At 45.6% G+C, this 23,846-nt stretch carries 32 protein-coding genes; 26 read left to right on the forward strand and 6 right to left on the reverse strand.

Annotation, left to right across the window (positions count from 1 at the left end; genetic code table 11):
• Positions 1-4: 4 nt before the first annotated feature.
• The 3 genes from RQP52_RS01895 to RQP52_RS01905 are packed head-to-tail and all read left to right on the forward strand — an operon-like array spanning position 5 to position 2,312.
• Positions 5-784, forward strand: coding sequence for a metal ABC transporter ATP-binding protein (locus RQP52_RS01895; protein ID WP_315949127.1), 780 nt, complete (start codon positions 5-7; stop codon positions 782-784).
• A gap of 12 nt (positions 785-796) precedes the next feature.
• Positions 797-1,597, forward strand: coding sequence for a metal ABC transporter permease (locus RQP52_RS01900; RefSeq protein WP_315949128.1), 801 nt, complete (start codon positions 797-799; stop codon positions 1,595-1,597).
• 1 nt (position 1,598) lies between these two features.
• Positions 1,599-2,312 carry a cytochrome c biogenesis CcdA family protein gene (locus RQP52_RS01905; RefSeq protein WP_127449603.1) on the forward strand — a complete coding sequence of 238 codons (714 nt, stop codon included), beginning with the start codon at positions 1,599-1,601 and terminating at the stop codon, positions 2,310-2,312.
• Positions 2,313-2,330: 18 nt separating this feature from the next.
• Here RQP52_RS01905 and splB read toward each other — a convergent pair whose 3' ends face one another.
• A complete protein-coding gene (gene splB, locus RQP52_RS01910) occupies positions 2,331-3,392 on the reverse strand; it encodes a spore photoproduct lyase (protein ID WP_315949129.1) in 1,062 nt (353 codons plus the stop codon).
• A 163-nt stretch (positions 3,393-3,555) separates the two neighbouring features.
• Between splB and mntR the strand changes: the two genes are divergently transcribed.
• Both mntR and RQP52_RS01920 read left to right on the forward strand, forming a co-directional pair.
• Positions 3,556-3,981, forward strand: a complete 426-nt coding sequence (mntR, locus tag RQP52_RS01915) for a transcriptional regulator MntR (RefSeq protein ID WP_127449606.1) — start codon at positions 3,556-3,558, stop codon at positions 3,979-3,981.
• A gap of 111 nt (positions 3,982-4,092) precedes the next feature.
• Positions 4,093-5,061: a patatin-like phospholipase family protein gene (locus RQP52_RS01920; protein WP_315949130.1), complete on the forward strand. Its 969-nt coding sequence runs from the start codon at positions 4,093-4,095 to the stop codon at positions 5,059-5,061.
• Between the two features lie 10 nt (positions 5,062-5,071).
• On the opposite strand, the gene RQP52_RS01925 is transcribed toward RQP52_RS01920, so the two are convergent.
• Together RQP52_RS01925 and RQP52_RS01930 are read right to left on the reverse strand one after the other, a co-directional pair.
• Positions 5,072-5,332, reverse strand: a complete 261-nt coding sequence (locus RQP52_RS01925) for a hypothetical protein (RefSeq protein WP_315949131.1) — start codon at positions 5,330-5,332, stop codon at positions 5,072-5,074.
• Positions 5,329-6,273 carry a DUF1385 domain-containing protein gene (locus RQP52_RS01930; RefSeq protein ID WP_157319916.1) on the reverse strand — a complete coding sequence of 315 codons (945 nt, stop codon included), beginning with the start codon at positions 6,271-6,273 and terminating at the stop codon, positions 5,329-5,331. Before RQP52_RS01930 ends, RQP52_RS01925 begins: the two co-directional genes overlap by 4 nt.
• A gap of 152 nt (positions 6,274-6,425) precedes the next feature.
• Between RQP52_RS01930 and RQP52_RS01935 the strand changes: the two genes are divergently transcribed.
• The 5 genes from RQP52_RS01935 (at position 6,426) to RQP52_RS01955 (ending at position 10,492) form a co-directional block, all read left to right on the forward strand.
• Complete coding sequence (locus RQP52_RS01935) at positions 6,426-6,914, forward strand: YqhR family membrane protein (protein WP_315949132.1); 489 nt, start codon at positions 6,426-6,428, stop codon at positions 6,912-6,914.
• Positions 6,915-6,991: 77 nt separating this feature from the next.
• Positions 6,992-7,426 (forward strand): type II 3-dehydroquinate dehydratase, encoded by a 435-nt coding sequence (aroQ, locus tag RQP52_RS01940; protein WP_315949133.1) that lies wholly within the window; start codon positions 6,992-6,994, stop codon positions 7,424-7,426.
• Positions 7,427-7,446: 20 nt separating this feature from the next.
• Positions 7,447-8,520, forward strand: a complete 1,074-nt coding sequence (locus RQP52_RS01945) for a M24 family metallopeptidase (RefSeq protein WP_315950356.1) — start codon at positions 7,447-7,449, stop codon at positions 8,518-8,520.
• Between the two features lie 15 nt (positions 8,521-8,535).
• Positions 8,536-9,093 carry an elongation factor P gene (gene efp / locus RQP52_RS01950; RefSeq protein WP_181646554.1) on the forward strand — a complete coding sequence of 186 codons (558 nt, stop codon included), beginning with the start codon at positions 8,536-8,538 and terminating at the stop codon, positions 9,091-9,093.
• 142 nt (positions 9,094-9,235) lie between these two features.
• A complete protein-coding gene (locus RQP52_RS01955; protein WP_315949134.1) occupies positions 9,236-10,492 on the forward strand; it encodes an aspartate kinase in 1,257 nt (418 codons plus the stop codon).
• Between the two features lie 9 nt (positions 10,493-10,501).
• Here the strand turns inward: RQP52_RS01955 and RQP52_RS01960 are convergent, their stop codons facing one another.
• From RQP52_RS01960 to RQP52_RS01970, 3 genes are read right to left on the reverse strand one after another with little or no spacing between them, the layout of a single operon-like run.
• A complete protein-coding gene (locus RQP52_RS01960) occupies positions 10,502-10,966 on the reverse strand; it encodes a DUF441 domain-containing protein (protein WP_127449623.1) in 465 nt (154 codons plus the stop codon).
• 56 nt (positions 10,967-11,022) lie between these two features.
• Positions 11,023-11,760: a 2-phosphosulfolactate phosphatase gene (locus RQP52_RS01965; protein ID WP_315949135.1), complete on the reverse strand. Its 738-nt coding sequence runs from the start codon at positions 11,758-11,760 to the stop codon at positions 11,023-11,025.
• A gap of 3 nt (positions 11,761-11,763) precedes the next feature.
• Positions 11,764-12,567, reverse strand: coding sequence for a phosphosulfolactate synthase (locus RQP52_RS01970; protein ID WP_315949136.1), 804 nt, complete (start codon positions 12,565-12,567; stop codon positions 11,764-11,766).
• Positions 12,568-12,923: 356 nt separating this feature from the next.
• Between RQP52_RS01970 and RQP52_RS01975 the strand changes: the two genes are divergently transcribed.
• The 16 genes from RQP52_RS01975 to folD all read left to right on the forward strand — a co-directional run bounded on the left by RQP52_RS01975 (position 12,924) and on the right by folD (position 23,840).
• The gene (locus RQP52_RS01975; RefSeq protein ID WP_145655469.1) at positions 12,924-13,187 is read left to right on the forward strand and encodes a YqhV family protein; all 264 of its coding nucleotides are present in this window, start codon (positions 12,924-12,926) and stop codon (positions 13,185-13,187) included.
• 72 nt (positions 13,188-13,259) lie between these two features.
• Entirely contained in the window at positions 13,260-14,243 is a 984-nt protein-coding gene (gene spoIIIAA / locus RQP52_RS01980) for a stage III sporulation protein AA (RefSeq protein WP_315949137.1), read from the forward strand.
• Between the two features lie 6 nt (positions 14,244-14,249).
• Positions 14,250-14,768: a stage III sporulation protein SpoIIIAB gene (gene spoIIIAB, locus RQP52_RS01985; RefSeq protein WP_315949138.1), complete on the forward strand. Its 519-nt coding sequence runs from the start codon at positions 14,250-14,252 to the stop codon at positions 14,766-14,768.
• Between the two features lie 60 nt (positions 14,769-14,828).
• Positions 14,829-15,032 (forward strand): stage III sporulation protein AC, encoded by a 204-nt coding sequence (spoIIIAC, locus tag RQP52_RS01990; protein WP_029197158.1) that lies wholly within the window; start codon positions 14,829-14,831, stop codon positions 15,030-15,032.
• A gap of 10 nt (positions 15,033-15,042) precedes the next feature.
• Positions 15,043-15,432, forward strand: a complete 390-nt coding sequence (gene spoIIIAD, locus RQP52_RS01995) for a stage III sporulation protein AD (RefSeq protein ID WP_315949139.1) — start codon at positions 15,043-15,045, stop codon at positions 15,430-15,432.
• A 24-nt stretch (positions 15,433-15,456) separates the two neighbouring features.
• The gene (spoIIIAE, locus tag RQP52_RS02000; protein ID WP_379174467.1) at positions 15,457-16,656 is read left to right on the forward strand and encodes a stage III sporulation protein AE; all 1,200 of its coding nucleotides are present in this window, start codon (positions 15,457-15,459) and stop codon (positions 16,654-16,656) included.
• Between the two features lie 13 nt (positions 16,657-16,669).
• Positions 16,670-17,392: a stage III sporulation protein AF gene (gene spoIIIAF / locus RQP52_RS02005; RefSeq protein WP_315949140.1), complete on the forward strand. Its 723-nt coding sequence runs from the start codon at positions 16,670-16,672 to the stop codon at positions 17,390-17,392.
• Positions 17,393-17,396: 4 nt separating this feature from the next.
• Positions 17,397-18,035: a stage III sporulation protein AG gene (gene spoIIIAG, locus RQP52_RS02010; protein ID WP_127449639.1), complete on the forward strand. Its 639-nt coding sequence runs from the start codon at positions 17,397-17,399 to the stop codon at positions 18,033-18,035.
• A 44-nt stretch (positions 18,036-18,079) separates the two neighbouring features.
• Positions 18,080-18,859, forward strand: coding sequence for a SpoIIIAH-like family protein (locus RQP52_RS02015; RefSeq protein WP_315949141.1), 780 nt, complete (start codon positions 18,080-18,082; stop codon positions 18,857-18,859).
• Between the two features lie 156 nt (positions 18,860-19,015).
• A complete protein-coding gene (accB, locus tag RQP52_RS02020) occupies positions 19,016-19,513 on the forward strand; it encodes an acetyl-CoA carboxylase biotin carboxyl carrier protein (RefSeq protein ID WP_127449643.1) in 498 nt (165 codons plus the stop codon).
• Between the two features lie 41 nt (positions 19,514-19,554).
• Positions 19,555-20,913: an acetyl-CoA carboxylase biotin carboxylase subunit gene (accC, locus tag RQP52_RS02025; protein WP_157319926.1), complete on the forward strand. Its 1,359-nt coding sequence runs from the start codon at positions 19,555-19,557 to the stop codon at positions 20,911-20,913.
• Between the two features lie 83 nt (positions 20,914-20,996).
• Entirely contained in the window at positions 20,997-21,410 is a 414-nt protein-coding gene (locus tag RQP52_RS02030) for an Asp23/Gls24 family envelope stress response protein (RefSeq protein WP_315949142.1), read from the forward strand.
• Between the two features lie 88 nt (positions 21,411-21,498).
• The gene (amaP, locus tag RQP52_RS02035; RefSeq protein WP_127449649.1) at positions 21,499-22,059 is read left to right on the forward strand and encodes an alkaline shock response membrane anchor protein AmaP; all 561 of its coding nucleotides are present in this window, start codon (positions 21,499-21,501) and stop codon (positions 22,057-22,059) included.
• Positions 22,060-22,073: 14 nt separating this feature from the next.
• A complete protein-coding gene (locus RQP52_RS02040) occupies positions 22,074-22,301 on the forward strand; it encodes a DUF2273 domain-containing protein (RefSeq protein ID WP_127449651.1) in 228 nt (75 codons plus the stop codon).
• 163 nt (positions 22,302-22,464) lie between these two features.
• A complete protein-coding gene (gene nusB / locus RQP52_RS02045) occupies positions 22,465-22,923 on the forward strand; it encodes a transcription antitermination factor NusB (RefSeq protein WP_315949143.1) in 459 nt (152 codons plus the stop codon).
• 50 nt (positions 22,924-22,973) lie between these two features.
• A complete protein-coding gene (gene folD, locus RQP52_RS02050) occupies positions 22,974-23,840 on the forward strand; it encodes a bifunctional methylenetetrahydrofolate dehydrogenase/methenyltetrahydrofolate cyclohydrolase FolD (protein WP_315949144.1) in 867 nt (288 codons plus the stop codon).
• The last annotated feature ends 6 nt before the right edge of the window (positions 23,841-23,846 follow it).

A 23,846-nucleotide genomic window follows, 5' to 3' on the forward strand; every position in this document is an offset into this window, starting at 1 on the left:
AAAAATGGAGATAAGCCATAAAGATTTCTGCCACCAAAGTATCGTGTCTATTGATGATGTTTCCTTCTCATATGAACATAAGAAGGTCATTGATAAGCTTCGTTTTAATGTGCTTGAACGAGATTTTGTTGGTGTCATTGGCTCCAATGGCGCAGGTAAAACAACGCTGCTCAAAATGCTCGTAGGGCTTCTTAAGCCTACGAGTGGAGGGATCAGGTTGTTTGATAGTCCGCTAAGCCAATTCAAGGATTGGGAACGCATTGGTTATGTTCCGCAAAAAAATGCCTTCAATCCCTTATTCCCGGCAACTGTGCGGGAAATTGTTTTATCTGGGATGTATTCGAAGAAGCGGATCTACCGCAGGTTGTCCAAAGCTGACCTGCAAAAAGCGGAAGACGCGATGCACGCCATGCGCATCGAGGACCTGGCTGACCGCAAAATCGGCCAGCTGTCGGGTGGACAACAACAACGCGCTTTCCTCGCGCGCGCGATCGTGAACAACCCGGAGCTGCTCATATTGGATGAGCCAACCGTGGGGATCGATGCGGAATCGCAGCTCGGATTTTTCCGGATGATCCGCCACATGCATCAGCATCATCACATGACGTTCATCATGGTGTCGCATGATATGGACATGATGCAGTCATATTTAGGTTCGGAGCCGCAGCAAGTTAGCGGCGGTATCAAGTTTCATGTGAAGCATACCCATGATCCCGAGGATTGCCGAGAAACGAATTTGACACATTCGATCGGCCAGATTCGCGAGATGATCGGAGTACAGTAAGGAGCGGGCATTTTGGACATATTCACGGAGTATTTTTTTCAACGCGCTTTAATTGGCGGAATATTGATCGGGCTGACAGCGCCATTAATGGGCGTTTTTCTTGTCCTTCGGCGATTGTCGATGATCGGAGATACACTTGCTCACGTTTCCATTGCGGGGGTTGCTCTTGGGTTTCTCATTAATGTGTACCCTTTGGGCGTAGGACTTGTTTTCGCTTTGTTAGCTTCGTTCGCTATTGAACGTCTGCGCAAAGCTTATAAAACATATGCAGAGCTCTCCATCGCCATCATTATGTCAGGCGGGGTCGCGCTGGCTACGATTCTTTTTACACTGGGCAAAGGCTTTAATATGAATGTCATGAGCTATTTGTTCGGAAGTATCTATACGCTGGATCGGCAAGATCTATGGGTTGTTCTCGGTGTATCTGTGCTTGTTGTCGGGGTCATTGCTGTTCATTTTAAAGAGTTCTTTCTCATGTTTTTCGATGAGGATGCAGCTAGTGTAAGTGGACTTCCGCTTAAATATTATAATATGATGATTACAATGCTTACTGCACTCGTTATTTCGGTTGCCATCAAGATTGTAGGCGCACTGCTTGTTTCGTCCTTGCTTACGATTCCAGTCGCATGTAGCTTGCTAATCGCAAGAAGCTTTAAACACTCCGTTATTTTGGCTGTTATTTTTTCAGAAATTGCGGTTGTCATTGGGCTGGTTGTTGCTGGCGTTTGGGATCTCGCTCCGGGTGGAACGGTTGTGCTTACACTCATTGCGATGTTGATCGGGATCATTTTAAAAAGAGGATTGAGGATTTAACATGGACTCTGTTAATTTATGGATTGCTTTATGGGCGGGGATCGCATCCTTCATTTCGCCATGCTGTTTGCCATTATATCCTTCTTATCTTTCCTACATAACAGGAATCTCGGTAAGTGAATTGAAATCGGGTGAGACATCATCCCAGGTGCGCAGGCAAACAATGCTGCATACGCTAAGTTTTATCGTTGGGTTTTCCATCATTTTTTATGCGTTGGGCTTAACGGCAGGATTTTTAGGTAATTTTTTTATTGATTATCGAGATTTGCTTCGGCAAATTGCAGCGTTATTGATTTTTATTATGGGATTATTTTTGCTTGGTGTTTTCCAACCGCAGTGGTTGATGAAAGAACGCAAGCTGCAAATCAAGTTCCGTCCCGCGGGATATCTCGGTTCGGTGCTGGTAGGGATGGGGTTTGCTGCAGGATGGTCTCCTTGTGTAGGACCCATTTTATCGGCCATTCTCGCTTTGGCTACTACAGAGCCTGGAACGTGGTTTCAGTTAACAACCGCCTACTCGTTAGGATTTGCTATTCCGTTTTTTGTACTCTCCTTTTTTATCGGTTCAACCAAATGGATTTTACGTTATTCCAATCTCATTATGAAAATTGGAGGGGGTTTAATGGTGGTGATTGCGGTTTTACTTTATACAGGTAAAATGACGCAGATCACACTTTGGTTAAACACCATAACCCCGGATTGGTTGAAGTTTTAATGATGGATGTGTTTATGATTAAGTAAAATACTCAATTTTGGCTTGAGGGAATTTATCAAAGATTTGTTCTGTGATAAATTCCCTTAGCGCGTTTGCTTGTTCATCTGGATATACGTATTTACCCTGTCCCCAACGGCCCCATTTGTATTTACGTTTTTCTTCGTCCATCTCAAGCTTTGTTTTGGGATATCTTTTTTCAATGACGTTTTTGGCCGTTCTGGTAAATCGATGTTGAATCATTTCAAAGGTTAAATCTATCGTGGCTTCGGTTGGAAGTTCTTGGTGAAGCCGTTCCAATAGGGTAGCATAACCTTCTTCCCAACCTTCGTGCCAAATGATGGGGGCAATAATGAAACCAAGCGGATAACCGGCTTTAGCGACTTTTCCGGCTGCTTCGATTCTTTCGTGAAATTTGGAAGTACCCGGTTCAAAGTTTTTAATGACATAATCAGCGTTCACACTAAAGCGAAAGCGAGTATGCTTATTATGTTTGGCATCTAATAGCGGTTCTACATGATGGTATTTCGTAACAAACCGTAAACGACCATGCTCCTGCTGTCCCATGAATTCGATAAGCTGCTTTAAGGAGCCGGAAATATGCTCCAAACCTACGGGATCCGAGGTACAGGCAGCTTCAAAACGGGTGATTTCGGGTACTCGTTCATCGATATATTTTTGAGCGGCTCCCAGAATATCGTCGATATTGACGTAAATACGAATGTAAGGCTTAGCGCCTAAAGTAGTTTGGAGATAGCAGTAATGGCAGTGACCCATACAGCCAGTAGCGATTGGAATCGCATATTCGGCGGATGGTTTTGAAGTGTCGAATTTAAGTGTTTTGCGTATGCCGACGACTAAAGTTCGTTTGGCTATACGGTATTTTTCTAGTTCGGTCTCACCCGGAAGATCGCGTATTTGATTATGCGAGGTTGTCATATGAATCTCTAACCCTTGCTGCTTGGCCCACTCATAGATCATCTTGCCTTTGGTATAATTCATCGCATCAGGTTCAAAATAAACAAGCTCTGGTACGAAGACAGCTGTGTTTGGTACTGGTCTACTGAGCAATTCTGTTGACATGCAATTCTCCTTTCAATAAGCCGGGATGATGTTTGTTCCTGACATTTAGTGTGCCAATGCACAGAGTGGATGAACCATGGGATATTTGACCGCATCTAGGTTGATGGATTATGATAGGTAAGCAAGTGGCAGGAAATAAAGGAAAGCAGGGGGAAATAAAGCAATGGCTACGCCTAGCATGGAAGACTATCTGGAGAGAATATATAAACTCATAGACGAGAAAGGTTACGCTCGTGTCTCCGACATTGCTGAAGGGCTTGAAGTGCATCCCTCCTCCGTGACGAAAATGATTCAAAAGCTGGACAAAGACAATTATTTAATCTATGAGAAGTACCGCGGACTTATGTTAACTCCAAAAGGTAAGAAAATGGGCAAACGACTTGTTGAACGTCATCAACTGCTCGAAAATTTCTTAACAATCATTGGCGTCCAAGAGGACAATATATATAAGGATGTTGAGGGAATCGAGCATCATCTAAGCTGGGATTCCATTACTTGTATCGAGACTTTGGTCGAATATTTCCGCAGAGATCCAGGTCGGACAGATGAACTCTTGAATGTTCGTAAAGAATTAGAAGCTGATAATTAGACAGAGGCCGCAACACGCGGCGCTCTGTCTTTTTATTGTGCATAGAAACAAACTGCCCCCGCATACATAACAAAGTAAGCCCTTTTGTTTGATTTCGGGGAGGGGTGTCGAATGTTAATCAATGGCGTGTTCGAAGGTGGCGGCGTTAAGGGGATAGCACTTGCCGGCGGCGTCACTGCAGCCATGGAGCAGGGGCATGTGTTCCATCAAGTCGCAGGTACAAGCTCTGGATCGATTGTAGGGGCTTTGTTATCCGCCGGCTATACCGGAGAAGAGATGAGAGAAATTATCCTCAGAACTCCATTTAAATCATTTATGCAGCGATCACCGATTTTCAATACCAAAATCATCGGACCAGCGGCGCGGCTGTTGATCAAGAAAGGCCTCTACTCCGGCGAAGCGCTGGAGCAGTGGGTGTCGGGGCTGCTTGCTGACAAGGGAATCCGCAATTTCGGAGATCTCAAGCACAATCAGCTGCGAATTATCGCATCCGATATTACGCAAGGCAAGCTGCTTATTTTGCCTGCGGATATTGCGCAGTATGGGATTGATCCGCGGAAGTTTTCAATCGCCAAAGCGGTGCGGATGAGCACGAGCATCCCCTATTTTTTTGATCCGGTCATGATTCGCCGGCAAATAAAAAGCTCTCCGAAGGCAGCGCCATTCGCAGAGCAGTTTTATTATATCGTAGATGGTGGATTGTTGAGTAATTATCCCTTATGGGTGTTCGACCGGGATACAGATCGTGAAGAAATCATTCCCGTTATCGGGTTCCAGTTGGTCGGGAAAAGCGAATCGCCTACGCACACCATTAAAGGACCGATTACGATGCTTGAGGCTTTGTTTGGAACTATGTTGAGCGCTCATGATGAGCGATACATTGAGATGCAAAACCGGTTCCGTACGGTCAAAATTCCAACGCTCGGCGTGGGGAATACACAATTCAATTTGTCTAAAGAATTGAGTTTGTCACTGTACGATTCCGGATACCAATCGACCAATGACTACTTTACCAAATGGTCCGCCAAATCCTACGAAGAGAATTATGAGAAATACGTACTACGCATTCTTTCCAAGTGACGGTCAGGGCTTAATGATATTTCGGATAATCATCCGGGTCCGAGTCTTTCGTTCCGTTGATGACGCGAAACTTTGCGTTTTTCCTTTTTGGCTTAGACGAGCCGCGGCTGCCATAGGAAGGTTTTTTCCAACGAGACGGTGGGAATTTGTATAGAAGAAATATAAGCCCTAATACGAGAATCGGAATGAATAAAGTTCGCAAACTTACCAACAATCCAATCGCAATCAAAACACCGATAGCGATCTCGACCGGCGAAAATTTTCTTCTCATACCCGTCCCTCCATTATTCTTTTTTCTGCTTCACGCATCCGGTTAAAAGAAGCGATAGACACCTCAACCTGACTGTCTTCAGGTTCTTTGGTTGTCAACAGTTGGAGCCATAGTCCCGGATACCCCAGGTAGCGGAGAACCGGCACTTCACGAAGGGAGTTCGTAAATCTTAGCACTTCATAAGAAACTCCAATTACAACAGGTAGCAGCACTAAACGCTGCAAGATACGTTCTACATATCCATCATAGTGCAGGAATGAGTAGATAACGACGCCGATCAAAACGGTAAAAACAATGAAGCTGCTGCCGCAACGATAATGCAGCGTGTTGAATTTCTGTACATTGCTGACGGTTAACTCGACGCCTGCTTCATAAGCGCTGATGACTTTATGCTCAGCTCCATGATACTGAAAAAGTCTGCGAATCATAGGTGTTAAAGATATGAAGTAAATATATCCGACAAGCAAGATGATCTTGATAACACCTTCTATAAGATTATGAAGAATTTGATTGCTAAATACATTCCCAAACAAAAACTGTTCAATGATTGCCGGGACCAGGGTGAACACGAATTTCCCAAAAAGGAAAGAGATCACACCCACAACTGCTACACCAAGAATCATCGAAATATTTGAGAAAAAGCCAGGTTTCTCATCTTTATTAGCTGAGGACTTGTCCTCACCTTCTTGTTCAGCGAAGGATTCCGCTGAGAAATTAAGATGCTGAGCACCTTTGGCGCTGGATTCTATAATGCCGACAATCCCTCTGACCAACGGGATCTTCTTGAGCGATTGTACCCAGGGGATATCTTTCCTAGGGACTTCCAAGAAATCAAGTGAGCCATCTTTCTTGCGCACGGCGGTTACATGCACATTTTTTCCTGCGAACATGACGCCCTCAATGACGGCTTGTCCTCCGTATATACTGTTTTGTTCTGCCATGAGATCCACCTTCTTATCCTTCTCGAATTCGGTTTTTCGTACTTTCCTATTGTAACGGATTCAGGGTTTGAATGCTACCGATAACGGTAGAACATACTATTCTTACCTGTGATTGACGTGCAATCTTTGTAGAGAAAGGAAGAGAACGACTGATGAATGAGAAAAATGTGGGGGAATTGAAAACAAATCGTTGGCTTTTCGTCTTATACATTGGCTTTTTCGCTGGCTTCATTTGGGGAGCAATGAAAATAATTGAACACTACTTTAAATTTACCAACATTGTGGTGGGGTTTCTTGTAGAGCCTTTTTTCAAACATGATTTTCTGTTGACTTGGCAGGGCGTGCTCGTTGGCTGGGGCTTTTTTACGGTATTTTCCATTATCGCGGCCTTCATCTATATGGTTACAATGTGGAAGCTGCAATCTGCCTGGTGGGGGATTGGGTATGGGGCACTCTGGTGGGCGGCAATTTATTTGCTGATCGGTCCTTTGGCGGGGATGACATACTGGATTACGGATTTGGACCTCAATAGCATTCTGACGGATCTATGTTTATTCCTTGTCTGGGGAATGTTTATTGGATATTCCATCGCGATCGAGTACACAGATACAAGAACAAGACAACCTATACACAAGACATGAAAGTTATGGTAAAATATCAAAGGTTAAATAGGCGGATAAAGTCTGTGCAACTGAAAAATGCTGGGGAGTGATTCCTGTTGAAAAAGGTTCTGGTGATTAACGGGCCCAACCTGAATATGCTGGGCATACGTGAACCTGGTGTGTACGGAACGGTTTCCCTATCCGTCATTATTCAAGGCTTGACTGAATTAGCCCAAGTTCTTTCGGTTGAGATTGAAAGCTTCCAATCGAATCATGAAGGCGATATTATTGATAAAATTCATGAAGCCTTTGGTACGAAAGACGGCATTCTCATTAATCCTGGCGCATTTACGCATTATAGCTACGCCATTCGCGATGCGTTATCTTCCGTTCAATTGCCTACCGTAGAAGTTCATCTATCGAATATTCATAAGCGCGAGGAGTTTCGTCATCAGTCCGTCACCGCGCCAGTTGTTATCGGTCAGATCAGCGGATTCGGCGTGCAGAGCTATGAGCTAGGTTTGAGAGCACTTCTATCCCATATGCAGTAAAAGAAGGAATGGTGATTTCGATGCAGGAGAAACGTATTGAACGTCTTCGCAAGGTTATGCAAGAGCAAAATTTACCGGCTGTACTCATCACGAATGCCTATAACCGTACATATGTATCTGGCTTCACCGGTTCTTCCGGCTATGTTCTTATAACGTTAGATCGAGCAATTCTTTTGACAGATTTCCGTTATATGACGCAGGCCCCTCAACAAGCGAAGCTTTTTGAAGTGGTTGAGCATCAGGCTAAAGTGATGGAAACTGTTAAAGGACTCTTGAATCAGCAAGGGATTACACAACTCGGCTTCGAGCAAGGGGATGTGTCCTATGGTGACTTCCTGAGTTATCAAGCGGCTTTACCGGGCATTGAGCTATTGCCGACGGCGAAACTCGTCGAGGGCATCCGTATGGTCAAAGACGATGTTGAATTGCAAGTCATGCAGGAAGCGGCAGATTTGGCTGACCAAACCTTTTCGCACATTTTGTCCTATATCAAGCCAGGTGTGAAAGAACTCGATATTGCGCTTGAGATTGAAATGTTTATCCGCAAAAATGGCGGAACATCGACTTCGTTCGAAACAATTGTTGCTTCCGGCGAACGCTCCGCTCTGCCACACGGCAAAGCAAGTGATCGCGTGCTCCAAATAAACGAATTTGTCAAATTGGATTTTGGAGCGTATTATAAAGGGTATTGCTCTGACATCACAAGAACAGTTATGCTAGGAAAGCCGACGGACAAGCATAAAGAAATTTATGATATTGTGCTGGAAGCTCAACTCAATTGTCTAGCCAATCTCAAACCCGGTATTGCGGGCAGAGAAGGCGACGCTTATGCACGCGATGTCATTGTGAAGCATGGCTATGGCGAATACTTCGGTCACGGTACCGGACATGGTTTAGGCATGGAGGTTCATGAATCTCCGCGCTTGTCGAAAACCGAGGATACAATTTTAACTCCTGGTATGGTGGTTACGGTGGAACCTGGCATTTATCTTCCTGGTTTTGGGGGAGTTCGAATTGAGGATGACGCAGTAATTACTGACACCGGCATTAAAATACTTACAAATTCTACAAAAGATTTTCTTATTATTGACTAGCGGAGGGATTCACAAGTGATATCAGTAAATGATTTCAAGACAGGACTTACCATTGAAGTAGAGCACGATATTTTTACAGTTCTAGATTTCCAACACGTTAAACCAGGTAAAGGCGCTGCATTCGTGCGCTCCAAGCTGAAAAACCTGCGCAACGGCAACACGGTTGAGCGTACTTTCCGTGCGGGCGAAAACGTGGGCCGTGCACACATCGATAACCGTGAAATGCAGTACCTGTATGCAAGCGGCGACGAGTTCACGTTCATGGATACAGAAACGTTTGATCAATTCAGCCTTTCCCGTGAGCAACTGAAATGGGAATTGAACTTCCTTCTTGAGAACATGAACATCAAAATTTTGAGCTACCAAGGTGAAATTCTTGGGATCAATCTGCCAAAAAGCGTTGACTTAAAAGTTGTAGAAACAGAACCAGGCGTTAAAGGCAACACAGCACAAGGCGCGCTTAAAGGTGCAAAAGTGGAAACTGGCCTTGTTGTCCAAGTTCCATTGTTCATCAACGAAGGCGACGTGCTTACGGTTGATACCGAAGATGGCCGTTATATCTCCCGTGCCTAGTTTCAAGTAAGACAAGCCTCTCTGACTTTTGACAAGTCAGGGAGTTTTTTTATTTTGTGTGTGCAATTTTTCACACAAAACTACATTTTATGCTATAATATTGAATTGTTATGCACTAGTATGCGTTAGGAGTGGGTCAGCTTTGTCTCTAATAGTGATGAAATTTGGCGGAAGCTCTGTCGGTGATGCGGAGCGAATGAAACGTGTTGCAAAAAGAATCGTTGAGCGAAAACAAGCAGGTCACAGCTGCGTTGTTGTCGTATCTGCGATGGGAGATACAACGGACGATCTTATCGACCTGTCTAAGCAAATTTACGATGGAGCCCCACCGGCTCGTGAAATGGATATGCTCTTAACGACAGGAGAGCAGGTTTCTGTAGCCCTCTTATCGATGGCGATACATAGTTTAGGGGAACAAGCGGTATCTTACACCGGTTGGCAGAGCGGGATTTTCACGGAAGATGTGCACGGAAAAGCGAGAATCACGGATATTCAGCCAGGGCGCGTTCTGAATGCGCTTGAACAAGGCAATGTCGTGATTGTAGCCGGTTTCCAAGGCATGACGGAAGATGGAGAGATTACGACGCTTGGCCGCGGCGGTTCCGATACAACGGCCGTTGCTCTTGCTGCTGCAATCAAAGCAGATCTTTGTGAGATTTATACCGACGTAGATGGTATTTACTCAACGGATCCGCGCATTGTGAAAGTAGCGAGAAAGCTAAATGAAATTTCTTACGATGAGATGCTGGAGCTTGCGAACTTGGGAGCTGCTGTACTTCATCCAAGAGCAGTGGAATATGCCAAAAACTATAACGTTACCTTGGTGGTACGTTCCAGTTTTACCAACAATGAAGGTACCAACGTGAAGGAGGAAGCAGTGATGGAGCAAGGGATCGTTGTCCGTGGCATCGCCTATGACAAGAATGTGGCAAGAGTTAGTATTCTAGGTGTACCCGAGAAACCGGGTCAACTGGCAAAAGTATTCATGGCGCTTGCCGAGGTTCAAGTCGATGTAGATATCATTGTACAAAGCGGTGTGCTCAATGGATCAGCGGATTTCTCATTCACAACGACGCTTGCTGACCGCGAAAAAGCTTTGGATGCAATTGAATCCATCCGCGGTGAAATCGGCTTCCGTGAAGTAACTTCCGAAGTGAATATGGTGAAAGTGTCCATCGTTGGCGCCGGCATGGTTAGTACGCCTGGGGTTGCTGCTACGATGTTTAAAGTGATTTCTGACCTTGGCATCTCCATCTCGCTGGTCAGCACGTCCGAGATTAAAGTATCTTGCGTCATCGAGAACTCGAACTTGACTGAAGTGATTCAATCTCTGCACACAGCTTACGGCTTGGACACTACAGAGCAAGCTTTCGTTGGCGGACCGCAAGATCGCAGATAATCTCAGTTCTCAACTGAATTTATCGGATATAAAATAAGCAACTTTTAATAAAAAAGCTGTGATCCCGGCTGCCATCAAAGGGCCGACCGGAATCCCCCGCAAAAAGATAATGCCAAAAATGGAACCAATGACAAGACCCACAATTAATTGTGGGTCTATTTTTAATAGCTCCAACCCTTTTCCGTTCATATACGTTGCAATCGCTCCTCCAAGAAGAGCAATAATTCCCGGCCAAGAGGTAAATACCGACATGATGTCCTTCATAGAGATTCGTTCACTTGCAAACGGTACAAGGACGCCAATCGTCAGAAAAAGCAATCCCAGCTCCAGGCCTCTGCGTTCCATAGCGGGAAAAAATCGCATTAATCCGACTAGTTTCAAGGCAAGCAGCATGCAAGAAGCAGTTGTAATAATTGGAGAACGGCCTATGAGTCCAATAACAATGAGTGTAACTAAGATTATATTGCCATTCATCATCAAACCCCTCACCCTCATAACTTTCCATCTTAGTTTATGAGAGGGGCTTGTATTTAGAACGCAGGACGCCCTGAAGTCCCTAGCAGCACCATTTGATCACGTTCAAGGACCGGCACTTGATCTGTGATATTTGTTTTGGCACAGGCTTCAATATCCGCCTGAAAACCGGACTTGCACATTTTCTTTCCATTCGTGGAGGACAGCAGTGTATCGTATAACGTTTTTTGAGCTTGCAAAAAACATCCTCGCATAGCTAAACCGAAATCATTGGTTGCTATCTGTTTCTCGCCTAGAGCCCGGATTAGCTCCTCAAGAATGTGCCCAGCGCAAAGTCCATCCTCTAAGGAGAAGACGTCTTGTGTCCCTGCGCATAGAATCACAGTGTCTCTCTTGAAGGCAATCGCAGCCGCTGCGCAAGCTTTACTATTTAAAAAAGAACCTGCCAGCACTTGATCGGCTTTTATCGCCTTTTGAATGCCTCTAGTGCCGTTCGTTGTAGTCAGGATCACACGTTTGCCCTGTACAGCTTCCTTGGTATATTCCAATGGTGAATTACCGAAATCGAAACCGGGAATTTTCTTGCAAAATCGTTCCCCTCCAAGCAGATCACCCTCTTGTTGCAATTCTTTGGCCCTCAGAACGGTATCCACTGGAACGATGGCTTTGCATCCGTTAATCAATGCGGTGATGATCGTGCTAGTTGCACGGATAACATCAACGACGATGACGGTTTTATGAAGAAAATCGTCACTTCTTGCTTCGCCGATGTTGGCGACAACCTCGATATGCATCTTTTATTCCTTTCTGGTACCTAAGGACAACGTATCGGAACGCAGTCCTCTGCGCAATGCTTCCAAAGCAATAAGCTCATCCGGTGAGATGTTGCCCAAGTGGATATCTGCTCCAAGCATGCTAATCAAATGCACCTGTTGACTTTTGAGCGGAGCCTCCCACAGAAGCCGCTGCCCGGGAACGGCGGAGAGCACTTGCCCGACTTCCTCATCCTTACATTTTCCCTGTGAATCAAAAATCCCAACACCCATCCCGGATTCACGAGCTTCAATCGTTACTAGGGAAGCTCCGAATTCGGTGTCTAACATAACGGTCTCGATTAATTCCTCTAATTCGATGGCAGAACCCCAGCCCTTTTTACCATATTCCGTTATAACCTCTAGTCCTTCGTCTAGCCCGCGCGCTATCAACTCATTTCTAAGCTTACGGTCGAAATCAATGGTTCCATTGGATATTTCAACACCGTTAAACCCGAGTGCGACAATCATATCGAAATAGGAAGCCACTGCGTGCTGTGTAATTGCAACTTCGAGAAAGGTGCCTCCCGGATAGATGCAAATGCCATTTTCTTTGGCGGCGTTAATTTTGCTTTTCAGCACATGTTGCGGATACAGAGGAGATGTGCCGAAGCCGAGTTTGATCAAATCCACATGATTGCTGCCCGCGGTAAGCAAATCTTCAAATGCATTTGGCCCTAAGCCTTTATCCATTACCATTGTTTTCCCCAACGTTCTGGGTTTGGCCTGCCTTTGTCCTGTGGGGTCGGCCAGAACGGGATTCCAGTTCAAATAAGAGGTAACTTCCATCGGTATTTCTCCTCACTGTCCTTCGAAGGTTCAATTATGTGTACAGCATATGCATCTGGGCAAATGGTGGTGCCCACTATGCCTAAAATCAGACGAGCCCGCATAAGGTAGGGTAAAAAGAGTGAGCTGCCGTTGAACCTTGCTGCAGCATTGAAGTTATGTTTGTGAGCTCCGCATTGATATAAAAACCTTCAGACTCCATTGTAAAACTGTTCCTTTTATTGAATGAGATCTTATGTGGTTGGAACAGTTTTACAAAAGTCGCTTCCGGCCTTTTATATCAATTCTACGCGAGTTACTTTAATGCTGCAGCCGGTTCAAAAGAGCTGTTTCTTTTTACGAAAGGAGTAGAAAACATGAACAAAATTGTTCTGACGATGGCGTCGCTGAGACTGATGTCAGGGAGTATAGAGATCATAGCAGCGATCGTCATGTTGAGACTGGCGACAGTGGAGAAGGCCCTGCTAGTGAACTCTACGCTTGCTCTAGTAGGTCCTCTAGTACTACTAGCTACTACGACGATAGGTTTGGTAGGGATAGCAGAGAAACTTTCCTATGGGAAGATGCTCTGGGTGATTGCGGGAGTAAGCTGTCTATTCATTGGTATTTTAAAAAAGTAAACGGTCATATTTCTTTCTATTAAGCATAGAAATGAATATAGAAGACTGGACAACTTGGAGGGATGTTTCGCTATGCACGACACGATTATGCACATTCTTCCTCAGACGCTTCGGATTCTACTCTCAGCTTTGCCTCCGGACGTACAAGCTAGCGTTGAGGAAATCAGGGTGAGAGAATCGCGCCCCTTCGAGCTAATCTGGGGGGACGGGTACGCTTTCGTTGATGAGAGAGGCCAATTGGTGACTGGGGAAGATCAGGCGTACAAACCAACCCGACAAGATTGTTTGACCTTGCTGGAGATGCTAACGAACCATTCCATGTACACCCATGAAGAAGAACTGCGGAGAGGTTATATCACCATTGCCGGCGGCCATCGAGTCGGACTAGCCGGGCGTACGGTGTTAGATCAAGGAGATGTCAAGCAGATTCGCGATGTTAGCTCGTTTAATATTCGGATTGCCCGTGAGATTCAAGGGGTAGGCAAGCAGGTACTGCCGCATCTCTTCGACCCTATTCGGAGAAGTGTCCATCACACGCTCGTGATCTCGCCGCCGCAGCAAGGGAAGACAACCCTGATTCGTGACATGGCCAGGCTCATTAGCCGCGGAGAGTGGGGCGTGAACAGCCTGGGCACGACAGGCAAGAAGGTAGGCGTAGTCGATGAACGCTCAGAATTGGCGGCTTGTGTCAAAGGAGTGCCCAGATTCGATCTGGGACCGAGAACAGACGTCATGGACGGTTGCCCAAAAGCGGAAGGCATGATGATGATGATTCGATCCTTATCGCCAGATGTGCTGGTCGTCGATGAAATCGGCCGGCCAGAAGATGCAGGAGCGATCCACGAGGCTGTCCATACGGGGATTCGCGTTGTTGCAACCGCGCATGGTGCCGATTATGAGGATGTGCGAATGAGGCCTGTTCTGAAGCAGCTTTTGGAAGAGGGTGTATTTACGAGATATGTCATCCTGCATCGAAGAAAAGGCGAGCCTGCTGCCTATCGCATACTGGATCGGACGGGTAAGCCATTGGAACTCTATCCTGCACGTAAAGGATGATGAAAGATGCTGAAATTCGTTGGCGGGATACTCATTATCAGTGCCGCCACCTTGTATGGTTTTCTGCAAGCCGCTCATTACGTCAGGCGACCTAAACAAATCCGGATGCTGATCTCAGCGCTAGGACGCATGGAGACAGAAATCACATACGCAGTTACACCACTGCCTGAAGCATTCTCCTCACTTGGCAAGCAAGTGGCTGAACCTCTCTCCTCCTTGTTTCGATTAACATCGGAGCGGTTGCTGGCGAGTGACGGGACATCGACTCGTGACATTTGGCATAGAAGCGTTAAGGATGTATGGGGAAGAACATCGATGAAGCAAGCCGAGCAAGAGGTTGTGCTGCAGCTCGGGTCTGTACTAGGCGTGACGGATCGCAGTGATCAAATCAAACATTTGCGGCTAGCTATTTCACAGCTTCAGGCAGAAGAAACGGAGTCTAGGGAAGATCAACGCCGTTACGAGAAAATGTGGAAAAGCCTGGGTGTCCTTATCGGAGCACTAATCGTAATTTTGATGTATTAAGGGAAGCAAGGGACTTGCCTTATGGCAGAAGTTCCTTGTCAACAGAGTGAGGTGCCTGGAATGAACGTAGATGTGAATGCCATTTTCCAGATTGCCGGCATCGGCATCATCATTGCGATGATCCATTCGGTGCTCAAGCAGATGGGGAAAGAGGATATGGCACACTGGGTCACGGTCATTGGCTTCGTGGTCGTGCTCTTCATGGTTGTCAGCATGCTCGATCATTTGTTTAAAGAAATCAAAACGATCTTCTTATTCCAATGAGGTGCGCCGTATGGAAATCATCCAGATTGTAGGCCTGGGGCTCATCGTTACAATCTTAACGCTCATCATCAAGGAGCAGAAACCCATGTTTGCGTTCTTGCTGGCCGCCTTTACAGGCATCATGATTTTCTTGTTTCTGATCGGCAAAATCTCCAGTGTCATCCAGGTGCTTGAAGATTTAGCGCAAAAATCAAATATCAATATGGTGTTTCTTAAAACGATCCTGAAAATCATCGGCGTTGCCTACATTGCTGAGTTCGGCGCACAAATTGTGCGCGATGCCGGACAAGAATCCGTCGCCTCCAAGATCGAACTCTCTGGGAAAGTGCTCATTATGGTGATGGCGATTCCGATCATTACTGTCATCATCGAGACTGTCGTTAAGCTGCTCCCTGCTTAGATGATCCATTTAGGAGTGACTCAAATGAACCTACTTTATTCGCACCAGAAGCTGAACAACCGCTGGATCATCTTGTTCATCATGACAATGGCCTTGTGGCTTGGCATGTCGAACTTCACGACAGCAGAATCACCGACAGACGCCATCATCAAGGAACAAGCAGAACATTTGAATACGGAGCCTGTCGAGCAATATTGGGATAAGCTCATGAAAGATTACGGCGGCTACTTTCCAGAAAGCAAGACGCCAACCTTCATGGAACTGCTCCTGGGTACGAAGGGCATCAGTATGAAAAGTATCTTCAAAGGTCTCTTACGCTACGTTTTCCATGAAATCATCATCAACGGCAAACTGCTCGCTTCCATTGTGATTCTAACGATTTTCAGTATGATTCTCGAAACGCTGCAGAGCTCATTCGAAAGAAACACGGTAAGTAAGCTCGGCTACTCGATTACCTACATGGTCTTGATTATTATCGCAATTAATTCCTTCAGCGTAGCAATCGGATATGCCAAAACCGCAATCACTTCAATGATAGAATTCATGATCGCAATCATGCCTTTACTGCTAACATTGCTAGCTTCTATGGGAAATGTAACCTCAGTAGCCATTTTGCATCCGCTCATCGTTTTCATGATTCACTCGGTGGGCACGGCGATTTATGTCTTTGTCTTTCCGTTATTGTTCTTCTCGGCCGTTCTGCACATCGTGAGCTCGCTAAGTGAGAAATACAAAGTCACCCAGCTGGCAAACCTGCTTCGCACAATCAGTCTTAGCATGCTCGGGGTTTTCGTCACTGTTTTCCTCGGCGTGATTTCGATACAAGGGACTGCCGGTGCGGTGCGAGATGGTGTTGCCATCCGAACAGCCAAATACATCACAGGCAACTTTGTTCCCGTGGTAGGCCGTTTATTCTCCGATGCAACGGAGACGGTTATAGGCGCATCCTTGCTCGTGAAAAATGCGATCGGACTTGTCGGCGTTGTCATTCTGATCATGCTGTGCGCGTTCCCGGCGATCAAGATTCTGACCTTGGCTTTCATCTACAACTTGTCTGCAGCGGTCATGCAGCCTTTGGGAGACAGCCCGATCATTGCTTGCTTGCAGACGATAGGCAAAAGCTTGATTTACGTTTTCGCTGCGCTGGCAGCTGTGAGTTTAATGTTCTTTCTGGCTTTAACGATCATGATTACGATCAGTAACGTCTCGGTGATGATGCGGTGAAAGGAGATTCGCTATGGACTGGTTAGGCGGATGGCTGAAAACGGTCATCATGGTCATCATGCTGGCCACCTTCGTTGATCTTCTACTCCCCAGCAACACCATGCAGCGCTATGTAAAAACAGTCATGAGCTTATTCATTTTACTAACACTTTTAACGCCAGTCTTGCAGTTATTTCAGAAAGATTGGGATGTGGATCAATTGCTTAGCCAAGCGGAGAAGCAGCAAAACGAAAAGACGATGCTAGCTAGCGGAAGTGGAGGAAGCTCCTGGATGAAATCACTTGATGTGATTACAAAAGATGCCCAAAAGCTTCAAGCTGCGGGCCAAGAGCAATCACAGCAGATGATCCAGACCCAGCTTGCCGGACTGATGAAAGAAGACATTCAGAAACAGACGGACCTAACCGTTCATGACGTGCAGGTCGTCGCGCAAATAGACAATAATGGGAAGCCCTCCATTACGAAAGTCAGGGTCACCCTTGATGATATAGAAGTCAAAAGAAAGTCAAGTCTTGCTGCTGGGTCCAAAAGTATTGCTGCTATGGAACCGGTTAAGCCTATTGATCCGATAAGGATTAAAGCGAATGAACAAGAAACAACGGCATCGGCCCAAGATGCAGCACCTTATGAGCAAGAGGTTGAACGATTGAAACAAGGCATTACGCGCAATTGGCTGGTTGAACCTGAACGCATTGATATCCAAGTTGAACAAAGGAATGGAAGGATTGCGAGGTGAATCGATGGGAACATTGCTGCAATGGATGGAGAACAAATTCGGCGGAGGTCCGGGAGGACCGAAACGTAAGAACACACTCCTATGGGTCATCATGATCGGACTTATGGGAGCGGCGCTGATGATTATGAATGCATTTATGACTGTAAAAGAGGTTGATCCCATCACTGCGGGCAGAGCCTCTCCGCCTCCCAGTAAAGAAACATTTCTCAATAATACATCCAAGGAGAACTCTAGCTTTCACGAATATGAACTGGCGTATCAGTCGCAGCTCAAAGATATTTTACAGAAAATCGTTGGTGTTGGCGATGTTGAAGTACTGGTCACCATTGAGTCAACGGAGGAATTGACCGTCGACAAAAATTACAATGATAACCAGCAAATGACGACAGAACGCGACAATGGCGGGGCGACTCGAAATATTTCCCAGGTCACGCGAAGCGGGGAAGTGGTTATCTATCAAGTGTCAGGCGACCAGAAGCCGCTTGTGCTCAAATATATCAAACCTAAGATCAGAGGGGTCATCGTTGTCGCGAAGGGCGCTGAGAATCTGACGGTGAAGAAAATGATTTCGGAAGCCGTCGAGCGCGGGCTGGACGTCCCATTGAATCGTATCTCCATTTTACCCCGGAAAACCGGTGAATAAATCAATAAATCCAATAGGCAATCAAAATTGAGGAGGAATATACAATGAACGCAAAAAGACAAACAATTTGGCTCGTATCTATGCTTAGCTTGATGGTGGTGCTTTCCGCTTACTATTTGTTCACCGAGGATGTGAATAAACTCGATTTGGCATCGACGGATACGACGAAGCAGAGCCAAGAAGTGAAGATTGATATGGCTCAGGTTGACACGGCAAATGCAGCAAAAACAGACGTAAAAGCAACAACAGGCACAGATACAAAAGTCGACACGAAAGCAACAACGCCGCAAAATTCAACAAAAACAGACGTTAAGGCAGACGCTAAAACGGATGTTAAAACCGATGCAAAAACGGATGCAAAAACAGATGTAAAAACAGACGTGAAAACAGACGTGAAAACTGATGCAAAAGCAAATGTGAAAACGGACGATCAAGTGTTGAAACAAATGGAAGAACAAGCGAAAACAACGTCGGCAAGCGACTACTTCACGAATGAGCAAATGAAACAAAGTGAATATTTCGCCAAAGCTTCCTCCGATTTGATGGAAATCATCATTGACACGAAAAAAACACCTGAAGCAGTAGCGAAAGCAACGAATGATTTATCGAAATTGACAGATGTTCAAGAAAAAGTTGAAAATCTGCAAGAAGTGCTGATGAAAGACTTCCCGCAAGCCATCGTTAATCAAGAAGGCAACAAATGGAAAGTAACCGTTCAAAGCGATAAACTGGAGAAAAGTCAAGGGGTTACCATCGTTGATATGGTCGTCAAAGAGCTTGGTGCAGCTCCAGAAAACATCAAAATTCAATACGTTCGTCCATAGTTTAAAAGAGCTGTCAACACGGCAAGGGAGGGTACAGGAAAGGGTCCAGGTAAAACTGGACTCTTTCCATTTCTTGCGTTTATGGGTATAATACATACGTTGCGGCTATGAAACCGCATTTTTTACTGGTTCACCAACTTTGAAGGAGTGACATGAATGTTCAAATTGAGTGAAATCAAAGAGTTAATCAAACTCGTCGATCAATCCTCTTTACAAGAACTTGAAATTGAAAATGAAGGTGCTCGCCTGTCGATTCGCAAGCCGAATAAATCAGAGCCTGTTTACGTAACAGCACCAGTTCAACACACATATGCTCCGATTGGTCAAGCAAGTGTTCCTCACGCAGCACCGGCTGCAGCTTTGGAAACTTCTGTACCTGCGACTACTGGACATGCTAAGCAAGAGGACTCATCTTTACATAAGATCGTTTCACCGATGGTAGGAACTTTCTATCAGTCTGCTTCTCCTGGCGCTGCTCCTTTCGCAAGTGTTGGTCAAAAAGTAGGCGATAAAACCGTTGTGTGTATCGTTGAAGCTATGAAATTGATGAATGAGATTGAAGCCGAAATCAAAGGTGAAATCGTTGAAGTACTCGTTGAGAACGGTCAACTTGTTGAGTACGGACAACCTTTATTTTTGGTTAGACCGGAGTAAGTTAGTATTTTGCTAACGGAAAACTCTTAGGAGGAAAATTAATGAAATTTCATAAAATCCTAATAGCGAACCGAGGAGAAATAGCTGTTCGTATTATCCGAGCTTGCCGTGAATTGGGCATTTATACGGTGGCTGTATATTCGGAAGCAGATCGTGAAGCGCTGCATGTGCGACTTGCTGACGAAGCCTATTGTATTGGTCCGACTGCGTCTAAGGACAGCTACTTGAACTTCACGAACCTGATGAGTGTTGCTACACTAACAGAATGTGATGCCATTCATCCCGGTTATGGATTTTTAGCGGAAAACGCCGACTTCGCAGAAATTTGCGAAAGCTGCAACATTACGTTCATCGGTCCTTCACCTGACGCCATTAGCCGTATGGGCGACAAGGCGGTTGCCAAGCAAACGATGAAAGACGCACGCGTGCCAATCATTCCAGGGTCCGACGGGTTGGTTGAAAACGTGGAAGACGCAATCGTCATCGCAAGAGATATCGGGTATCCGGTGATCATTAAGGCGACAGCCGGCGGCGGCGGTAAAGGAATTCGTATTGCCGAAAATGAAGAGACGCTTGTCTCCCAAATTACGGCTGCGCAACAAGAAGCGCAAAATGCTTTCGGCAACGCCGGTATATATTTGGAAAAATATTTAACGGGCATGAAGCATGTGGAGATTCAAATTTTAGCGGACAAACATGGTAACGTCGTTCACTTGGGTGAACGCGATTGTTCCGTACAGCGCCGCAGACAGAAGCTCGTAGAAGAAGCACCTTGTCCGATCCTGACGCCTGAAACGCGTGCAGCAATGGGGCAAGCAGCCGTTCGCGCAGCCTTGGCTGTTAATTATTCGGGTGCAGGAACATTGGAATTCTTGCTTGGACCTGACGGTAATTTCTACTTCATGGAAATGAATACGAGAATTCAAGTCGAGCATCCCGTAACCGAAATGATTACCGGTATCGACATTATCCAAGAGATGATCAGCGTTGCCGAAGGCAATCCGTTATCCTTCTCGCAAGATGATGTTCGTATCAACGGATGGGCGATCGAATGCCGTGTGAACGCGGAAGATCCGAACCGGAATTTTATGCCTTCCGCAGGCCAAGTAAAATTCTACTTGCCTCCCGGTGGATTCGGGGTTCGCGTAGACAGTGCCGTTTATCCGGGCTATACGATTCCTCCGCACTATGATTCTATGATCGCCAAACTAATCGTCTGGGGAAGTACGCGCGATGAAGCGATTGCCCGCATGAAAAGAGCGCTCACGGAGTTTGCCGTTGACGGTGTTAACACAACGATTCCGTTTCATCTGAAACTGCTTGAACACAAGAAGTTCATCAAAGGCGACCATGATATTAAATTCTTGGAAGAGCACGACGTGAACGATGCAGATTCATAGATAATCATTTGTCATATTTTTGGCAAAATGGTATAGTTATAAATTAAGGATGGCTTATCCAAAAATTCTTAGGAGGTGCCACAATGAGCACAATCGCTCCGGATTACGTCAAAACAGACATGGGCAGCATCCAAATTGCCCCCGAGGTTATTGAAATCATTGCCGGTTTGGCAACGGTGGAAGTGCAAGGAGTAGCGGGGATGAGCGGTGGACTTGCTGGCGGCATTGCTGAATTGCTTGGACGCAAGAACTTGTCCAAAGGCGTAAAGGTAGAAGTCGGACAACGTGAAGCTGCCATTGACGTCTCCATCATTATCGAATATGGGAATCGCATTCCTGAGGTTGCTAGCGCCATTCAACAGAATGTGAAGCACGCAATCGAATCAATGACTGGACTTAGCGTCGTTGAGGTTAATGTTCATATTCATGATGTTCATTTTAAACAGGCAGATAAACCGGTTGAAGAAGAAACAGCAGCTGCTGGTCGAGTGAAATAAGGCGGAATTGCTGCATCCATATGGATCATTGAAACCCCCTACAGCATGCAGGGGGTTTCCTCTAACTATAGGAAGGGGACAAGCTTACGTGGGTAAAATTGTGGACAGGCTCTTGCTGCTTCTCTATAGCCTAATTATTTTCGTTGCATCTATCCTTGTATTGTTCACAGCATCGAGCTGGATCCCATTAGAACAAGTAGGTCAACTGTTACGTAATTTCTATTACGAGAAGAACTATGCATATCCGGCCATCGTTATTAGCTTGGTTATGCTGCTAATTTCTGTTCGGTTTCTCATTCTAACGCTTCGCCGCGGCCGCGCTCAAGCGCCATCGATTGATCAACGCACGGATTTTGGCGATATTCGCATTTCTATGGAAACCGTCGAGAATTTATCTTTGAAAGCTGCTGGTCGTTCGAAAGGTGCCAAAGACCTGCGCGCGCGTGTAAGAGTGAATCAATCAGGACTTGAAATTACGCTCAGAACCGTGGTGGATGGCGAAAGTTCGATTCCTGAACTCACGGAAGAGATGCAAAGTACTGTGAAAAGTTACATAGAGGACATTACCGGCATTCCCGTAGCTTCCGTAACCGTATTCGTAGCAAATATCGTGCAATCAGCCCCAACGTTTAAAAGCCGAGTCGAATAGAGGTGAACCCACTCATGTGGAACGAATTGTGGGAGTCCCATAGGGGCAAAGTGATCGGAGTGGCAGCAGGCATTTTCTTCGGCTTCATTTATTTATTTTTTGGATTCTGGGATATGCTGATCTTTGGATTCATTGTTCTGGTCGGATTTTATATTGGGAACAAACTGGATCGCAAGGAAAGTTTCGTCATGCTTGAAGACATTTGGCGCTATCTCACGCAAAAATGGAGAATGTTTCGCTAAAATCCCTGGTACATCCATGGATTTTTTTGTTTGGATTGGCTCCATTATGACGTATACTAACAAAAAGAGCTTTAAAGGACGAAGTCAGTTTTGCTAAAGCAAAACTCAAAGTTTACGCTTACGAAGACAGTTTTGCTAAAGCAAAACTCTTAGGAGGAACAAAATGAAACGCAGAGTTGCACGAGAACTTGCTGTACAAAGCTTATACCAAATCCAGATGAATGAGGCTACCCCTCAGGAAGCTGTCCAAATCGCTGTTCATGAAGCGGAAAATGACAATGAAACGCAATTGGATTTCAAAGGGGACAAAATTAATTCAGCTTACATTGTGGAGCTGGTCGAGGGGACATATAGCAATAAAGTTAGAATTGATGAGCTGCTGGAAGAGTATTTGAAAGGCTGGGCAATGGACAGGCTGTCACGCATTGATCGTGAAGTGCTGCGTCTGGCTGTCTACGAAATGCTCTACCGAGACGACGTTCCGCCGAAAGTTGTCGTGAATGAAGCCATTGATTTGGCTAAGCATTACGGCACAGACGAGTCCGGAAAATTCGTCAACGGTGTTCTTGGTAAAATGATCAAGGAAGTCGAAGATTTGAAAAGTAAGGTCACACCAACTTAACTTAACAGCTTACGAAGATGATGTTCACAACATTTTTAGGGGGAAAAAACATGTCTGGTCAAGTTATTAATGGAAAAGAATTGGTAAGTTCTATTCGTGAGGAAATTCGCGCGGATGCTGCAGCGCTTACAGCGAGTGGCCATCAACCAGGTCTTGTGGTTGTCATTGTAGGGGAAGACCCGGCTTCGCAAGTTTATGTTCGAAATAAAGCAAAAGCATGCGACGACGTAGGCATTTATTCGGAAGTACACCGTTTGCCTGAAGCTACGACTCAGCAAGAATTAATCGCACTCATTCACAAATTTAATAGCGACAACAGAATTAACGGCATTCTTGTGCAATCACCCCTGCCTAAACATATTGATGAAGAAGCTGTTGTGGATGAAATCGACCCATTGAAAGATGTGGATTGCTTTCACCCCGTGAATGTTGGGAATTTAATGATCGGTAAAGATGGTATGAAACCTTGTACGCCTCATGGGGTTATCGAAATTTTGAAACGCACAGGCGTAGAAATCGCAGGTAAACACGCTGTCGTCGTTGGAAGAAGCAATATTGTTGGGAAACCAATGGCTATGTTATTGCTGCGCGAACATGCAACTGTTTCTATTGTTCATTCACGTACTCCGAATATGGAGGAAATTACGAAGCAAGCGGATATTCTTGTTGTTGCCGTAGGTAAAGTGCATTTGATTAAAGCTCATCACGTAAAACCAGGCGCAGTTGTCATCGATGTGGGGATGAATCGTCCTGCTGACGGCAAGTTGACTGGTGACGTTGATTTCGAAGCGGTAAAAGAAATAGCAAGCGCAATTACACCGGTGCCGGGCTGCGTGGGACCGATGACGATTACAATGCTGCTTCGCAATACGGTGGATGCTGCAAGCCGCGCCGCTAAAGTGAATGTGAGTGTTTAACCGAGC

Origin of the sequence: Paenibacillus violae (assembly GCF_032461945.1) — a bacterium.
Taxonomy (GTDB): domain Bacteria; phylum Bacillota; class Bacilli; order Paenibacillales; family NBRC-103111; genus Paenibacillus_E; species Paenibacillus_E violae.

What these genes read in the sequence shown, in the direction of transcription:
- RQP52_RS01895 (WP_315949127.1), top strand. Translation starts at nt 5, where the DNA reads ATGGAGATAAGCCATAAAGATTTCTGCCACCAAAGTATCGTGTCTATT.
- RQP52_RS01905 (WP_127449603.1), top strand. Translation starts at nt 1,599, where the DNA reads ATGGACTCTGTTAATTTATGGATTGCTTTATGGGCGGGGATCGCATCC.
- splB (WP_315949129.1), bottom strand. Translation starts at nt 3,392, where the DNA reads ATGTCAACAGAATTGCTCAGTAGACCAGTACCAAACACAGCTGTCTTC.
- mntR (WP_127449606.1), top strand. Translation starts at nt 3,556, where the DNA reads ATGGCTACGCCTAGCATGGAAGACTATCTGGAGAGAATATATAAACTC.
- RQP52_RS01920 (WP_315949130.1), top strand. Translation starts at nt 4,093, where the DNA reads ATGTTAATCAATGGCGTGTTCGAAGGTGGCGGCGTTAAGGGGATAGCA.
- RQP52_RS01925 (WP_315949131.1), bottom strand. Translation starts at nt 5,332, where the DNA reads ATGAGAAGAAAATTTTCGCCGGTCGAGATCGCTATCGGTGTTTTGATT.
- RQP52_RS01930 (WP_157319916.1), bottom strand. Translation starts at nt 6,273, where the DNA reads ATGGCAGAACAAAACAGTATATACGGAGGACAAGCCGTCATTGAGGGC.
- RQP52_RS01935 (WP_315949132.1), top strand. Translation starts at nt 6,426, where the DNA reads ATGAATGAGAAAAATGTGGGGGAATTGAAAACAAATCGTTGGCTTTTC.
- RQP52_RS01945 (WP_315950356.1), top strand. Translation starts at nt 7,447, where the DNA reads ATGCAGGAGAAACGTATTGAACGTCTTCGCAAGGTTATGCAAGAGCAA.
- RQP52_RS01960 (WP_127449623.1), bottom strand. Translation starts at nt 10,966, where the DNA reads ATGAATGGCAATATAATCTTAGTTACACTCATTGTTATTGGACTCATA.
- RQP52_RS01965 (WP_315949135.1), bottom strand. Translation starts at nt 11,760, where the DNA reads ATGCATATCGAGGTTGTCGCCAACATCGGCGAAGCAAGAAGTGACGAT.
- RQP52_RS01970 (WP_315949136.1), bottom strand. Translation starts at nt 12,567, where the DNA reads ATGGAAGTTACCTCTTATTTGAACTGGAATCCCGTTCTGGCCGACCCC.
- RQP52_RS01975 (WP_145655469.1), top strand. Translation starts at nt 12,924, where the DNA reads ATGAACAAAATTGTTCTGACGATGGCGTCGCTGAGACTGATGTCAGGG.
- spoIIIAA (WP_315949137.1), top strand. Translation starts at nt 13,260, where the DNA reads ATGCACGACACGATTATGCACATTCTTCCTCAGACGCTTCGGATTCTA.
- spoIIIAB (WP_315949138.1), top strand. Translation starts at nt 14,250, where the DNA reads ATGCTGAAATTCGTTGGCGGGATACTCATTATCAGTGCCGCCACCTTG.
- spoIIIAC (WP_029197158.1), top strand. Translation starts at nt 14,829, where the DNA reads ATGAACGTAGATGTGAATGCCATTTTCCAGATTGCCGGCATCGGCATC.
- spoIIIAD (WP_315949139.1), top strand. Translation starts at nt 15,043, where the DNA reads ATGGAAATCATCCAGATTGTAGGCCTGGGGCTCATCGTTACAATCTTA.
- spoIIIAE (WP_379174467.1), top strand. Translation starts at nt 15,457, where the DNA reads ATGAACCTACTTTATTCGCACCAGAAGCTGAACAACCGCTGGATCATC.
- spoIIIAF (WP_315949140.1), top strand. Translation starts at nt 16,670, where the DNA reads ATGGACTGGTTAGGCGGATGGCTGAAAACGGTCATCATGGTCATCATG.
- spoIIIAG (WP_127449639.1), top strand. Translation starts at nt 17,397, where the DNA reads ATGGGAACATTGCTGCAATGGATGGAGAACAAATTCGGCGGAGGTCCG.
- RQP52_RS02015 (WP_315949141.1), top strand. Translation starts at nt 18,080, where the DNA reads ATGAACGCAAAAAGACAAACAATTTGGCTCGTATCTATGCTTAGCTTG.
- accB (WP_127449643.1), top strand. Translation starts at nt 19,016, where the DNA reads ATGTTCAAATTGAGTGAAATCAAAGAGTTAATCAAACTCGTCGATCAA.
- accC (WP_157319926.1), top strand. Translation starts at nt 19,555, where the DNA reads ATGAAATTTCATAAAATCCTAATAGCGAACCGAGGAGAAATAGCTGTT.
- RQP52_RS02030 (WP_315949142.1), top strand. Translation starts at nt 20,997, where the DNA reads ATGAGCACAATCGCTCCGGATTACGTCAAAACAGACATGGGCAGCATC.
- RQP52_RS02040 (WP_127449651.1), top strand. Translation starts at nt 22,074, where the DNA reads ATGTGGAACGAATTGTGGGAGTCCCATAGGGGCAAAGTGATCGGAGTG.
- nusB (WP_315949143.1), top strand. Translation starts at nt 22,465, where the DNA reads ATGAAACGCAGAGTTGCACGAGAACTTGCTGTACAAAGCTTATACCAA.
- folD (WP_315949144.1), top strand. Translation starts at nt 22,974, where the DNA reads ATGTCTGGTCAAGTTATTAATGGAAAAGAATTGGTAAGTTCTATTCGT.